This window comes from Blautia wexlerae DSM 19850, from assembly GCF_025148125.1.
Classification (GTDB): Bacteria; Bacillota; Clostridia; order Lachnospirales; family Lachnospiraceae; genus Blautia_A; species Blautia_A wexlerae.
This window is the reverse complement of record NZ_CP102267.1, coordinates 3,910,127-3,925,548: the sequence shown is the minus strand read 5'-3', so window position 1 is coordinate 3,925,548 and position 15,422 is coordinate 3,910,127. Positions and strand designations below refer to the sequence as shown.

The window sequence follows — 15,422 nt, the reverse complement described above, 5'->3', positions numbered from 1 at the left end:
TTACTGTGAACGTCTTCCTTGTCTTTCGCACTCTGCTGAACTGTCTCAAATGCATTAATTTAAGAGGCTTGCTATAAGTACAAAAAGATTCTGAGAGTACATATAACGGATATGGAGGTACGGATTTCATGAAATTTCGCCCATGTATTGATATACATAATGGAAAAGTAAAGCAGATTGTAGGTGGAAGCCTTACGGACGTACAGGATCAGGCAAGTGAGAATTTTGTATCTGAGCAGGATGCATCTTTCTATGCAGAATTATATAAAAAGGCAGGGATAAAAGGAGGACATGTAATTCTGTTAAATGGTCATGACTCCCCATACTATGAATCAACAAAAGAACAGGCGATTCTTGCATTACATACTTATCCGGGAGGATTACAGATCGGCGGAGGAGTGAACCCGGAAAATGCAGGGGAATATCTTAGTGCAGGTGCCAGTCATGTAATCGTTACATCTTATGTATTTAAAGATGGAAGGATTTCTTGGGAAAATCTGAACAAAATGAAAGAGACTGTGGGAAAAGAGAAACTGGTTCTTGACCTGAGCTGTCGCAGAAAAGATGGAAAATACTATATTGTGACAGACCGCTGGCAGAAATTTACAGATGTCACTATGACACTGGATATTATGAAAGAACTGGGAAGTTACTGCGATGAGTTTCTGGTCCATGCAGTAGATGTGGAGGGAAAGGCACGTGGAGTTGAAACAGAACTTGCATCTCTGCTGGGGGAGTATAAAGGAAATCCGGTTACTTACGCAGGTGGAGTTGGCTCCATGAAGGATATTGAGGATCTGCGAAAATATGGAAAAGACAGACTGGATGTCACAGTAGGCAGTGCATTGGATCTTTTTGGCGGAAATATTTCATTCTCAGAACTGATTAAACTTTAACTAATTTTTATAGTAATCTCAGGAATCACAGTGAAAATGTACAGAACAATTACAGAATTTTTGCTATTTCCCCATAATGACAAAGGAACTTTAAAGTTATTTCTGAAGTAAACAGAAAAAATGTGAAATTTTAATAAAATAGTGTTAAAATTCAAAAATGTGTGTTATAATAGATTCATCAAACAGCAAAGGGGATGGAAGCATGAAGTTTATCATCAGCGGAAAAAATATTACAGTTACAGAAGGTCTTAAGACAGCAGTCCAGGACAAGCTCAGTAAACTGGAAAGGTATTTCACTCCTGACACCGAAGTTGTAGTAACTTTAAGTGTTGAAAAAGAAAGACAGAAAATTGAAGTGACAATCCCTGTAAAAGGAAATATCATTCGTTCCGAACAGGTAAGCAATGACATGTATGTATCAATCGATCTGGTAGAGGAAGTCATTGAACGTCAGCTTCGCAAGTACAAAAATAAAATCGTAGACAAACAGCAGGCAGCAGCCAACTTCCAGAAAGCATATCTGGACAAGGACTACGATGAGGATGAAGAAGTTAAGATCATCCGTACCAAGAAATTCGGAATCAAACCAATGTATCCGGAAGATGCATGCGTACAGATGGAACTGCTCGGACATAATTTCTTTGTATTCTACAATGCAGAGACAGAGCAGGTAAATGTAGTTTACAAACGTAAAGGCAATACTTACGGTCTGATCGAACCGGAATTCTAAATCTGCTTATAAGATCAAAAATATGAAACATAGACAGCCATAAAAAAGTTTTCATAAAGAAAAGCTTCCTTACAGAGAGACAGAATGCCTCCTGTAAGGGAGCTTTTTTGTCAGGAAAAATATATACCTTTAGCGCATAAGGAATGCTTTGACGCAGTGGCCTAAATATGTTAAAATATCAAAAGATATTATGAAATTTGTAACTGATCAGCAGTTAAAAAATTACAAGTTGAAATTCATTCCGGATTGCCTGTGGCAATGGAATATTGACTTGTATATTCTGTTGGAATGTTCTGTTGGAATGGATTGCTGAAGAATAGTTACCGAAATTTTATAAATGAAGAAGTGTAAAAAGAAGGAAGGAGCACAAAAATCATGAGAAAAGCCGGAGTATTAATGCCAGTTTCCGCACTTCCGTCCCGTATTGGTGCCGGAGAACTTGGAGAATCTGCATTCCAATTTATCGAGTTATTAAAGGAGAATCATGTAAAGATATGGCAGATACTGCCACTGAATCCGGTTGGCTATGGTAATTCCCCATACCAGCCATATTCCTCCTGTGCAGGGGATGAGTTGTATATCAGTCTTGATGCGCTTGCAGAGGAAGGTCTGTTAAAGGAACATCCAAAGGAATTTCAGGAGAGAGCTACAAGAGTAGATTATGAGGCTGTCCGCCAGTACAGAGAGCCTTTCTTAAGAACTGCGTTTGATGTTTTTACAGAGAAAAAGGGACAGGAAGAAACAGCATATAAAGAATTTGCTTCACAGGAATGGGTATATGAGTATGGTGTGTTCCGCGCATTAAAGAAAGCAAATAACGGAGAATGCTGGAATGACTGGCCGGAAGAATATAGAACCTGGCCGGAGAACAGACAGAAGTTACCGGCAGAGGTGGAGACAGAGGCACAGTATCAGATGTTTCTTCAGTATATTTTCTACACACAGTGGATGAAGGTGAAGAAGGCTGCAAACGATGCCGGAATCCAGATTATGGGAGATGTTCCTTTCTATGTGGGACAGGATTCTGTAGACGTATGGGGTGGAAAAGATAACTTTCTTCTTGATACAGATGGACGTCCGATCTTCATCGCTGGAGTACCGCCTGATTATTTCAGTGCTACAGGGCAGAGATGGGGAAATCCGATCTATGACTGGGAGCATATGAAGGAACAGGATTACAGATTCTGGGTGGACAGAATCGGCTATAGCAACAAATTGTTTGATATTATAAGGATCGACCATTTCCGGGCATTTGATACATACTGGAAAATTCCGGCAGACTGCCCGACTGCTATTGACGGTGAATGGATCGAGGCACCGGGATATGAGGTCATTGATACACTTCAGAAAGAAATTCCGGGATTAGATCTGGTAGCAGAGGATCTGGGGCTGCTTCGTCCGGAGGTTCTGATGCTGAAAGATCATTATCATCTGAAGGGAATGAAGATCCTGATCTTCTCCATAGAAACAGGTGGAAAATATGCCCGAGATACCTTCCATGATGTGGAAAACATGATTTTTTACACAGGAACGCATGACAATGATACGATCATGCAGTGGTATGGAAATATGAGTGCCGCAGCCAGAAGAAAAATCCGCAGGATGTTAAAGAAGGCGGGAGCATCACAGGGCTCTGTCAAGGACAGATTCCTGCAGTATACCATGCAGAATCAGGCAGAATATGCGATCATTCCGTTGGCAGATATTCTTGGACTTGGAAAAGAGGGCCATATCAACACACCGGGAACCATTGGTTCTCCGAACTGGGAGTGGCATTTACCGGATTTTATACAGGCCAAAAAGGAACTGCAGAAATTTGGCAGACTGATCGTGGATACAAAGCGATAAATTTGTTACTGTTCACACACCACTATCCCGCGAGGTGTTTTGGTATGAATATGCCAAAATCCCGAGACATACAAGCCAAAATTCCATTGCCGCAGGCAATCTGGAATGAATTTTGGCTACGTTACTGTGAACGGAGTGAACAGTAACGTAAATTTTGGTGACTCCGTAATTTTCTTGGTTTGTTCATGAAAAATTCATTGTTTTCCATAACGGAAAGTGTTAGAATATACAAGTATTGTGTATTATAGTAAGCGTTTGTAATGTTCGCATGCTGCTGACATGTCTGCTATGGACGGAGTGAACAGAAATTATTCCGCACAGTAGCAATTGTTATATGGCAGCAATGCTTGTATAAAAAAGAAATAAACAGGAGTAAAACCTAATATGAATATGTTTTCAAAAGTATTCGGGACCCGCAGCCAGCGAGAGGTTAAGCGTATCATGCCTCTGGTTGAGAAAATTGAGAGCCTGCGCCCGGACATGCAGAAGTTAAGCGACGAAGAACTCAGAGGAAAAACAAGAGAATTTAAGAAACGTCTTGAAGAGGGAGAGACACTGGATGATCTGCTTCCTGAGGCATTTGCGGTTGTACGTGAAGCAGGCAAGCGTGTTCTTGGAATGGAACATTTCCGTGTGCAGCTTATCGGTGGTATCATTCTCCATCAGGGACGTATCGCAGAGATGAGAACAGGTGAAGGTAAAACACTTGTCGCTACACTTCCGTCATATTTAAATGCACTGGAAGGCAAAGGTGTGCATGTCGTAACAGTCAACGATTACCTGGCTAAACGAGATGCGGAAGAAATGGGAAAGATCCATGAGTTTCTTGGCCTGACAGTCGGTGTTGTTTTAAATGATATGAAGCAGGATGAGCGTCGTGCTGCATACAACTGTGATGTTACCTATGTTACGAACAACGAACTCGGTTTCGATTATCTGCGTGACAACATGGTTATCTATAAAGAACAGCTGGTACAGAGAGATCTGCACTACTGTATCATCGATGAGGTCGACTCCATTCTCATCGACGAGGCACGTACCCCTCTGATCATTTCAGGACAGAGCGGTAAGTCAACCAAGTTATACGAGGCCTGCGATATCCTTGCTCAGCAGTTAGAGCGCGGTGAAGCCAGCCATGAGATGACCAAGATGGCAGCCATCATGGGTGAAGAAGTTATCGAGACAGGTGACTTCGTTGTAAATGAAAAAGATAAGATCGTAAACCTTACAGAGCAGGGCGTTCATAAGGTTGAGAAATTTTTCCATATTGAAAACCTGGCAGATCCGGAGAATCTGGAGATCCAGCATAATATTACACTTGCACTTCGTGCCCATAACCTGATGCATAAGGATCAGGATTATGTAGTTAAAGATGATGAAATCCTTATTGTTGATGAATTCACCGGACGTATCATGCCGGGACGCCGTTACTCAGATGGTCTTCATCAGGCAATCGAAGCGAAAGAGCATGTTAAGATCAAACGTGAGAGCAAGACTCTGGCAACCATCACTTTCCAGAACTTCTTTAATAAATATGATAAGAAGGGCGGTATGACCGGTACAGCTGTCACAGAGGAGAAAGAATTCCGTGATATCTATGCAATGGACGTTGTAGAGATCCCGACTAACAGACCGGTTATCCGAGTTGACCATGAAGATGCTGTTTATATGACAAAGAAAGAGAAATTCAACGCAGTTGTCAATGCTGTAGTGGAAGCTCATGCGAAACAGCAGCCTGTACTGGTCGGTACCATTACGATTGAAACTTCCGAGCTTCTCAGCCGTATGCTGAAGAGACAGGGAATCAAACATAATGTATTGAATGCCAAGTTCCATGAACTTGAGGCAGAGATTGTCTCACAGGCAGGTCAGGCAGGAGCAGTTACGATCGCCACTAACATGGCTGGTCGTGGTACAGATATCAAGCTGGATGATGTGGCAAGAAATGCAGGTGGGCTGATGATCATCGGTACAGAACGTCATGAGTCCAGACGTATTGATAATCAGCTTCGCGGACGTTCCGGACGTCAGGGAGATCCGGGTGAATCCCGTTTCTATATTTCCCTGGAAGATGACTTGATGCGTCTGTTCGGTTCTGAGAGACTGATGAAGATTTTTACATCTCTTGGTGTTGCAGAGAATGAACAGATTGAGCACAAGATGCTTTCCAATGCAATTGAGAAAGCTCAGGAGAAGATTGAGTTTAACAACTTTGGTATCCGTAAGAATCTTCTTGATTATGACCAGGTAAACAATGAACAGCGTGAGATCATCTACAAAGAACGTCGTCAGGTTCTCGACGGTGAGAATATGCGCGAAGCAATCTATAAGATGATCCAGGATACAGTGGATACTTATGTTGATATGTGTTTCTCTGATGATGTAGATTCTGAAGAGTGGGATCTGAATGAATTTAACGGTGTTCTTACTCCGATCATTCCGATCAGACCGCTTACAGCTGAGAGTGTAAAAGGCAAGAAACGCGATGAGATCAGACATGAACTGAAAGAAGAGGCAGTGAAGCTCTATGAAGAAAAAGAAGCAGAGTTCCCGGAACCGGAGCAGCTTCGTGAATTAGAGCGAGTTGTACTTCTGAAATGCATTGACAGCAAGTGGATGGATCACATTGATGATATGGAAATCCTTCGTCAGGGTATCGGACTTGCTGCTTATGGACAGAGAGATCCGGTTGTTGAATATAAAATGAGTGCATTTGATATGTTCAACGAGATGATCACATCCATTCAGGAAGATACTCTTCGTATGCTGTACCATGTACATGTAGAGCAGAAGATCGAGCGTGAACAGGTAGCTAAAGTTACCGGAACAAACAAGGATGACAGTGCCGGTCCTAAGAAACCGGTTCAGAGAAAAGAAATCAAAGTATATCCGAACGATCCCTGCCCATGTGGAAGCGGTAAGAAATACAAACAGTGCTGTGGACGTAAGAATAAGGCCTGACTCGTTTATCTCAGTTGAGAAGACTCCCATTTCTGTATGTGGTGAGTTCATTACTACAGAGCGGGCAGTAATGATTTTGTAAAAAGAACATTGTGAGCAGATCATGTCTGCTGCAAAATAAAAGGGCTGAATCATGAGGCCCTTTTATCGTGCGCAAAAACACGTTAGCGCGTTGAATTGGCAGATTGTGAATATCTGTCTGAACTGTTCAGTACATCCACAGCTATGTGATTATGATTGATGAACAGTCACATAACAATTCCATAAAGGGGGAAAACAGTATGAAAAGAGAGTCTTTCGGCTCACGCCTTGGTTTTATCCTGGTGTCAGCAGGATGTGCCATCGGTATTGGAAACGTGTGGAAGTTTCCGTATATCTGCGGGGCATATGGAGGCGCGGCCTTTATCCTGATCTACTTATGTTTTCTGGTTATTCTCGGTATTCCGGTTCTGGTAGCAGAATTTGCGGTAGGACGGGGAAGCCACACAAGTGTTGCGAAATGTTTTGACAAACTGGCACCTGCAGGAAGCTGCTGGAAGCCATTGAAATTTATTGGTATTATTGGATGCTATATGCTGATGATGTTTTACACAACAGTAGGAGGATGGATGATCTACTATTGTGTGAAGAGTCTGCGGGGAGATTTCGTTGGAGCGACTCCGGAAGCAGTAACACAGTCTTTTTCCGATATGCTGGGAAATGCACCGACGATGATGTTATGGATGGTGATCATCTGTCTGATTGGATTTGCAGTCTGTTTCATGGGATTGCAGAATGGTATTGAAAAAATCTCCAAAGTAATGATGAGTGCACTGCTTATCATTATGGTGATCCTTGCGGTTCATTCAGTAATGATGGAAGGCGCGGGAGAAGGAATCAGCTTCTATCTGATTCCTGATTTTCAGAAGATTAAGGAAGCAGGAGTTGGTAATGTAGTATTTGCGGCATTGAGTCAGTCATTCTTTACATTATCCATTGGTATTGGTGCCATGCTGATCTTCGGAAGTTATCTGGACAAATCCAGAAGCCTTACCGGAGAGGCGGTAAGCATCACCGTACTCGATACTTTTGTTGCGCTGACAGCAGGATTTATCATTATTCCGGCGTGCTTCTCCTATGGAATCCAGCCGGATGCAGGTCCAAGCCTTATCTTTATCACTCTGCCCAATATTTTTGCAAAGATGAGCGGAGGGGCTTTGTGGGGAAGTCTGTTCTTCCTGTTTCTGACATTTGCTGCGGTTTCAACGATCATTGCTGTATTTGAGAACCTGATCGTGTTTAATATGGAACTGTTTGGCTGGAACCGTAAAAAGAGTGTTGTTGTCTGCGCAGTTCTTGTTGTGATCTTAAGCATTCCATGTGTGCTTGGATTCAATGTACTTTCCGGATTCCAGCCATTCGGAGATGGAAGCAACATTATGGATCTGGAAGACTTTATTGTTTCTAATAACCTTCTTCCTCTTGGAAGTCTTGGTTACCTTCTGTTTTGTACCAGAAAGAACGGATGGGGATGGGACAATTTCATTGCAGAGGTGAATGCCGGTACAGGCATGAAATTCCCGAAATGTCTGAAAAATTATGTTGCCTATGGAATTCCGGCGATTATCATTGTGATCTATCTGAAAGGTTACTATGATAAATTTGCAGGTCTGGGAACAGCAGCACTGGCCGGATGGATGATCGTGGCACTGGTACTGCTGGGATTCGTATTCTACTGTGCGACAGCGAAGAAGAAAGTGAAATAATAAGCAGAGTGTGAATATCTGCACGACCTGAGAACAATAAAAGATGTAATTATGTCTGAGAGGAAACAGTCTTTCAGACATGGTTACATCTTTTTTGTGTTATGGAATTGTTGTGTAAAGGTAGTGGATGCATTATTTTAGAGGATTGCTATAATGAGGCAGTTCTTCGCTGGGGTTGGTTTTGAACTGTTTACGGTATGCCCGGGAAAAAGTGCTGTATTCTGCGAACCCGCTTTCCTGTGCTGCTTTTGTCACAGGCATTCCATTTGAGATCAGAGTACGTGCCATAAGAAGCCGCTTGTTTACAATATAATTATGAAGGGTATAGCCGGTTTCTTGTTTGAACTTCCGCATCAGATGGTACTTGCTTACATAATATCTGGCAGAAAGCGTTTCTACAGACAGATCTTCTTTCAGATTGTGGTTGATATACTGAAGGATACTGGCAATCTGCGAGTCAAAGGTGTAGGATTTTTTATCAAAAATGTACTGCTTTTCCAGAAAGATACGGTTCAGATAAACCATAAACTGAAGAAAAAGTGACTGTGTCAGGATTTCCCTTCCATATTCATCGGATTTTGCGGAATTTTCCAGTTCAAACAGGATGTCTTTCATCTTTTCCTGAAGAGCAAAGTTCAGACGTACCAGATTATAGCTTCGGTCATTTGCTTTCTGGAAGCATTTCAGCAGTTCCTGCCAGGGAATATCGTTTTGGATCCAGAGAATAAAACGTTCATATGGAACAGATGGATCAATCTCCGGGCGGTGGATGGCATGGCGGTTTACCAGAAGAATGTCCCATGGTTTCAGTTGATAAGCTTTTCCTTCTATATGATAAGCAGCCTTGCCGGAGATGAAGATAACTACCTTGTGAAAATCATGATAATGGTAAGAGAATTCCTTTCTGGTCTGGTCTTTAAGATGAAAAAGTCGGAATTGTTCGTTCAGGTATCCTGTTTTTTCTGTCTGATAGAACTGTTCTGATAATAACATATCTGCCTCCGATATCTGCAATGATTATTTAATCGAATCAAGCAAGTCCTCTGTGGAGATTGTGAAAAGAAATAAGCAGTGGAAAGCAATAAGCGGAGGGAAAAGTTTGATTCATGGTATAATCATATCATTTAATGCGCAAATGTACAATTATTACTAAGAATGTAATAAATAGTAACGAATATATTTTATAATTTCTGAGAAAATATGCTACAAAGATATTGACATTATTACACGATAATAGTATCATACAATTACAAAGTAATCGTAAAAACTTTGTAACTATTTCGAAATAGGGTAAAGAAATAGAAAACTGAACAGAGAGGAGTGATGTTGTTGTAAGACTGTTATATCAGAGAACTGATATAATGGTCTTTTTTGTAACACTTACAGAGCATTTTTTGCAATATTTCAAGCATTTTACTCTATATACATGGTAAAAATAATAAAATATAATGAATATAAAGTCAGGATGTGATATGAGAAAATTACCTGACACAAAATTTAACCGAATCAAGTAAGCCCCCTGCTTCAATTGCGAAGAGCAATAAGCAGTGGGTGGGGACTCAGACAAGTGGTGAAGTGAGTTGGAAAGATTGCCCGACAATTGATTATCGATGCAGATACAAAAGCGGGAAGTATCCGGGATTATAAATCAGAAGGAGAGATATGGTTATGGCAAATACAATTATTATGAGTAAATATCAGGGACTTGGAAACGATTATCTGATTCTTGATCCGAAGAAAAATCAGGTACAGCTTCAGGGAAAGAAGATTGCACTTCTCTGCCAGAGAGGATTTGGGCTTGGCGCTGACGGTGTGCTCTATGGACCGGTAGAAATTGATGGGAAATTGGGTGTGCGTATTTTTAACGCAGACGGAAGTGAATCTGCCATCAGTGGAAACGGCGTGCGTATTTTTGCCAAATATCTGATGGACAATGGATATATTACTGAGAAAAAATTTGACATTGAAACTATGTCAGGCACGATTCATGTGGAATGCCTGAACAGCCGGGCAACGGAATTTAAAGTAAACATGGGAAAACCATCTTTTATCTCTAGCGATATCCCTGTTTCCGGTGAAGTTCGTGAAGTAATTAAGGAGAATTTCGTATTCCATGGAAAAGAATACAAGGCTACCTGCCTGACAGTTGGTAATCCACACTGCATTATTTTTACAGACAATGTAAGTGCAGAATCTGTAAAGAATCTGGGACCTTATGTGGAAAATGCAGATGAATTTCCGGAGAGAATGAACCTGCAGATCTGCCGTCAGGTCGACAAGGGAAATCTGGAGATTGAAATCTGGGAAAGAGGCTCCGGATATACAAAGGCTTCCGGAACAGGAAGCTGTGCGGCAGCAGCGGCAGCCTATAAGCTGGGACTGGTGGAATCCCGTATTAATGTAAATCAGCCGGGCGGAATGATACAGATCGATATGGAAGAGGACGGAACTATCTATATGACAGGAACAGTGGGATATATTGCAGATATAAGTGTTGCAGAGAGCTTCTTCTCATAAATTACACAGACTTTATGCGTAATTCAGTGTAAAGTATGATTACCCACAGTGTGAAATGTAACGATAAAGTTACTGTTCACATACCACTATCCCGCGAGGTGTTTTGGCATGAATATGCCAAAATCCCGAGACATACGAGCCAAAATTCCATTGCCGCAGGCAATCTGGAATGAATTTTGGCTACGTTACTGTGAACGGAGTGAACAGTAACACGATAAATGATCATTTCACGCTGTGGGTAATTCTTTGTTTGTAATTTGCTTAAAGATATGTTATTATTTTAAACGAATTATTTATCAGGACTGCTATAATCTATAGCAATTCAGTCGGTTATCCACAGGGAGTCCGACAGAGAATATTTATAATAAGAAAGTGGGTGAAGCTGTGGTTGAATTAGACCAGTTCAAGAGCATTCTTGCGACGTATACAGAACCATTAGTGGAAGTGAGGGATTCACTTTGACCTGGCTAACAAAGAGCAGAAGGTCGAAGAATTAGAGCGCGAAATGGAAGCGCCTGATTTCTGGGATGATGCAGAAGTTTCCCAGAAGAAAATGAAAGAATTAAAAGACATGAAAGATGACATGGAGACCTATCAGAATCTGGTTACACAGATGGAAGATATGGAAACCATGATCGAGATGGGATATGAGGAGAACGATCCTGCACTGATTCCTGAGATTCAGGAAATGCTGGATGAGTTTCAGAAGGATTTTGACAATATCCGTATCAAGACACTTCTTTCCGGAGAATATGACAGTGAGAATGCTATCATTAAGCTGAATGCAGGTGCAGGCGGAACAGAGGCCTGTGACTGGTGCGGTATGCTTTACCGTATGTACAGCCGCTGGGCAGATAAGAAAGGATTTACCCTGGAAGTGCTGGATTATCTGGACGGCGATGAGGCAGGTATCAAATCGGTTACTTTCCAGGTAAACGGAACAAATGCTTACGGTTATCTGAAATCAGAGAAGGGAGTTCACCGTCTGGTGCGTATTTCTCCTTTCAATGCAGCAGGTAAGCGACAGACATCTTTTGTATCCTGTGATGTTATGCCGGATATCAAGAAGGATCTGGATGTAGAGATCAATGACGATGAGATCCGTATTGATACTTATCGAAGCAGTGGTGCCGGCGGTCAGCATATCAACAAGACATCATCTGCCATCCGTATCACACATTATCCTACCGGAATCGTGGTACAGTGTCAGAATGAACGTTCTCAGCACATGAATAAAGATAAAGCCATGCAGATGCTGAAAGCCAAGCTGTATCTTCTCAAGCAGCAGGAGGCAGAGGAAAAACTCTCCGGTATCCGCGGTGAGGTGACAGATATCGGATGGGGAAATCAGATCCGTTCTTATGTTATGCAGCCATATACCATGGTAAAGGATCATCGTACAAACGAGGAGACCGGAAATGTGGATGCAGTACTTGACGGAGGAATTGATATTTTCATCAATGCATATCTGAAATGGATCGCACTGAAGAAATAAAAGAATAAAAAAGGCTGTCTGAAATCAGGACAGCCTTTTTCGTGTTGAGGCATAATGATTTTACACAATGATTCAGCAGAATATATTTCTTGCGTATTTTTGTGTGGTGTGATAATATATCCAGTGTGTAAAAACAAATGTCTTTAAAGAACGGACAGGTAAATTGATATGCAGAAACCAGTAACAGAGAAAAAGAAATATTTTGTAGTGAGGGAACGAGCAGTTCCGGAAGTCCTGCTGAAGGTGGTGGAGGCAAAGAAGCTTCTGGACTCCGGCAAAGTGGACACTGTACAGGATGCAGCAGAGCGCACAGGAATCAGCAGAAGCTCTTTCTACAAATACAAAGATGATATTTTTCCATTTCATGAAGAGACAAGGGGAAAGACGATCACCTTTATTATCCAGATGGACGATGAACCGGGGCTTTTGTCGGTTGTCCTGCAGACGATTGCACGTTTTCATGGAAACATTCTCACCATTCATCAGAGTATTCCTATCAATGGGATTGCCACACTTACTCTGAGTGTGGACATTCTTCCGGGCGAGGGGGATGCAGAAGCAATGGTAGAGACGATTGAACAGAATGAAGGAATTCATTATCTGAAAATATTAGGCAGGGAGTAAAAGAAAATGATCAATGTAGCAATTTTAGGATATGGCACAGTTGGAAGCGGTGTATTTGAAGTATTAAATGAAAATAAAGAGAGCATTTCCAGACGTGCCGGACAGGAACTTCATGTAAAATATGTTCTGGATCTTCGTGATTTTCCGGGACAGCCGGTAGAGAAGGTTCTGGTCCATGATTATGAACAGATCGTCAGTGATCCGGAAGTAGATATTGTAGTAGAGGTTATGGGCGGTGTGGAGCCTGCTTATACTTTTGTAAAGAAGGCACTTCTGGCAGGAAAAAATGTCTGCACTTCCAATAAGGCTCTGGTTGCAAAGCATGGCCGCGAGCTGATGGATATTGCAAAGGAAAAGAGCATTAACTTCTTATTTGAAGCAAGCTGTGGCGGCGGAATCCCGATCATTCGTGTCATCAATTCTTCCCTTACAGGAGATGAGATTGACGAAGTAACAGGTATCCTGAACGGAACTACCAACTACATGCTTTATAAGATGAGCACAGAAGGCTGTGAATTTGACACTGTATTAAAGGAAGCACAGCAGAAGGGTTATGCAGAGGCAGATCCTACCGCCGACGTGGAAGGATACGATGCATGCCGTAAGATTGCAATCCTTTCCTCTCTTGCTTATGAGAGATATTTTGATTTTGAAGATATTTATACAGAGGGAATTACAAAGATCACACCTGAAGATATGGAGTATGCTGCGAAGCTTGGCAGAACCATCAAACTTCTTGGAACCAGCCGCAGACTGGCAGATGGAACCTGTTATGCAATGGTAGCACCGTTTATGCTCGGCCAGAACAGCCCTCTTTACAGTGTAAATGATGTGTTTAATGCAGTATTTGTACATGGAAATATGCTTGGAGATGCCATGTTCTATGGAAGCGGTGCAGGTAAACTGCCTACAGCAAGTGCTGTAGTTGGTGATATTGTGGATGCCGCAAAACATCTCCATGTTAACATTGTGACAAACTGGAACAGCACTCCGGCAGTACTGAAACCACTGGATGAAGTGACAGGAAGATTTTTTGTGAGAATTAAAAAAGAAGCAGCAGAAGAAGCGAAGAAGGTATTTGGTGATGTTGAGATCATCAGCCTGGGACAGCTTCCGCAGGAATGTGCATTTATCACTGATGAAATGACACAGGGAGCATTTGAAGAGAAACTGGCTCAGATCGGAGATCAGGTACTTGCAAAGATTCGAGTTAAAGATTGATAAACTGACAGATTTCGTGTATCATATAGTGTGCCTGATAAGGTGGACACTGATACAATACTTCAGATAAACATTTGTACAGTGATTACTGTAAACAGAACAGGAAAGGGAAGATATGAGAATCTTCTCTTTCCTGTAAACTTATTATGGAGGAAGTAAAACAATGTTGATTGTCAAGAAATTTGGCGGTACATCGGTTGCAAATAAAGAACGTATCTTTAATGTTGCCAGCCGCTGTATAGAAGAGTACAGAAAAGGAAATGACGTGGTTGTCGTTCTGTCCGCAATGGGGAAATATACGGATGAACTGATCACTATGGCAAGGGATGTCAATGAGAAACCGCCGAAAAGAGAGATGGATATGCTCTTTACCATCGGAGAACAGATGTCTGTTGCACTGATGGCAATGGCGATGGATAAACTGGGAGTTCCTGCGGTTTCCCTGAATGCTTTTCAGGTTTCCATGCATACGACAAGCAGTCATGGAAATGCACGTTTAAAAAGAATTGATACAGAGCGTATCAGAAGAGAGCTGGACAGCAAAAAGATTGTAATAGTTACCGGCTTCCAGGGAGTTGACAAGTATGATGATTATACGACTCTTGGAAGAGGCGGTTCTGACACAACAGCGGTTGCTCTTGCGGCTGCTCTTCATGCAGATGCCTGTGAAATCTATACAGATGTAGATGGTGTTTATACAGCAGATCCGCGTAAGGTTCCGAAAGCAAGAAAGCTCAAAGAGATCACTTACGATGAAATGCTTGACCTTGCGACTCTCGGGGCAGGTGTGCTTCACAACCGTTCTGTGGAGATGGCGAAGAAATATGGCGTGCCGCTTGTGGTACGTTCAAGTTTAAACAACAGTGAAGGAACTGTGGTAAAGGAGGAAGTTACAGTGGAGAGAATGTTGATCAGCGGTGTTGCGCTGGATACAGATGCAGTGAGAATTGCGGTAATCGGATTAAAGGATGAGCCGGGTGTGGCTTTTAAATTATTTGATACCCTTGCGAAGAAGAATATTAATGTAGATGTGATCCTGCAGTCTATCGGACGTGCGGGCAGAAAGGACATTTCCTTCACAGTCGATGGAAATGATCTGGATGATGCAGTTGCAGTTCTGGATGCAAATCAGGCAAGACTTGGATTTGCAGAGCTTCATTCTGAGAGAAATATTGCGAAGCTTTCCATCGTAGGTGCAGGAATGATGAGTAATCCTGGAGTAGCAGCAAAGATGTTTGAGAGCCTCTATAATGAGGGCGTAAACATCAATATGATCTCTACATCCGAGATTCGTGTGACAGTTCTGATCAATGAAAAGGACGGCGTGCGCGCAATGAATGCAGTACATGATGCCTTTGGTCTGGCAGACTGATTTAGGAGAATTA

General features: G+C 42.0%; 11 protein-coding genes. 10 read left to right on the top strand and 1 reads right to left on the bottom strand.

The features are described from left to right. Positions 1-128: 128 nt before the first annotated feature. The 5 genes from hisA (at position 129) to NQ550_RS18160 (ending at position 8,180) form a co-directional block, all read left to right on the top strand. On the top strand, positions 129-896 hold the full coding sequence (hisA, locus tag NQ550_RS18180; protein WP_008706264.1) for a phosphoribosylformimino-5-aminoimidazole carboxamide ribotide isomerase: 768 nt from the start codon (positions 129-131) through the stop codon (positions 894-896). Between the two features lie 202 nt (positions 897-1,098). After that, positions 1,099-1,626, top strand: coding sequence for a ribosome hibernation-promoting factor, HPF/YfiA family (gene hpf / locus NQ550_RS18175; protein ID WP_008706266.1), 528 nt, complete (start codon positions 1,099-1,101; stop codon positions 1,624-1,626). Positions 1,627-2,001: 375 nt separating this feature from the next. Further along, a complete protein-coding gene (gene malQ, locus NQ550_RS18170; RefSeq protein WP_008706270.1) occupies positions 2,002-3,474 on the top strand; it encodes a 4-alpha-glucanotransferase in 1,473 nt (490 codons plus the stop codon). Positions 3,475-3,858: 384 nt separating this feature from the next. Next, a complete protein-coding gene (gene secA, locus NQ550_RS18165) occupies positions 3,859-6,435 on the top strand; it encodes a preprotein translocase subunit SecA (RefSeq protein ID WP_025578833.1) in 2,577 nt (858 codons plus the stop codon). 281 nt (positions 6,436-6,716) lie between these two features. Beyond that, on the top strand, positions 6,717-8,180 hold the full coding sequence (locus tag NQ550_RS18160) for a sodium-dependent transporter (RefSeq protein ID WP_025578834.1): 1,464 nt from the start codon (positions 6,717-6,719) through the stop codon (positions 8,178-8,180). 132 nt (positions 8,181-8,312) lie between these two features. Here the strand turns inward: NQ550_RS18160 and NQ550_RS18155 are convergent, their stop codons facing one another. Continuing rightward, positions 8,313-9,173 (bottom strand): helix-turn-helix domain-containing protein, encoded by an 861-nt coding sequence (locus NQ550_RS18155; RefSeq protein WP_025578835.1) that lies wholly within the window; start codon positions 9,171-9,173, stop codon positions 8,313-8,315. 675 nt (positions 9,174-9,848) lie between these two features. Between NQ550_RS18155 and dapF the strand changes: the two genes are divergently transcribed. The 5 genes from dapF (at position 9,849) to NQ550_RS18130 (ending at position 15,409) form a co-directional block, all read left to right on the top strand. Beyond that, positions 9,849-10,697, top strand: a complete 849-nt coding sequence (gene dapF, locus NQ550_RS18150; RefSeq protein ID WP_025578836.1) for a diaminopimelate epimerase — start codon at positions 9,849-9,851, stop codon at positions 10,695-10,697. Positions 10,698-11,081: 384 nt separating this feature from the next. Next, positions 11,082-12,192 (top strand): peptide chain release factor 2 gene (gene prfB, locus NQ550_RS18145; protein WP_096788358.1). Its coding sequence is split into 2 segments (ribosomal slippage): positions 11,082-11,156 and positions 11,158-12,192, totalling 1,110 coding nucleotides; the frame shifts between segments, so codons are not numbered across the junction. A 168-nt stretch (positions 12,193-12,360) separates the two neighbouring features. Further along, a complete protein-coding gene (locus NQ550_RS18140) occupies positions 12,361-12,816 on the top strand; it encodes an ACT domain-containing protein (RefSeq protein ID WP_008706279.1) in 456 nt (151 codons plus the stop codon). Positions 12,817-12,822: 6 nt separating this feature from the next. After that, positions 12,823-14,037, top strand: coding sequence for a homoserine dehydrogenase (locus NQ550_RS18135; protein ID WP_025578840.1), 1,215 nt, complete (start codon positions 12,823-12,825; stop codon positions 14,035-14,037). Between the two features lie 163 nt (positions 14,038-14,200). Continuing rightward, complete coding sequence (locus NQ550_RS18130; RefSeq protein ID WP_008706282.1) at positions 14,201-15,409, top strand: aspartate kinase; 1,209 nt, start codon at positions 14,201-14,203, stop codon at positions 15,407-15,409. The last annotated feature ends 13 nt before the right edge of the window (positions 15,410-15,422 follow it).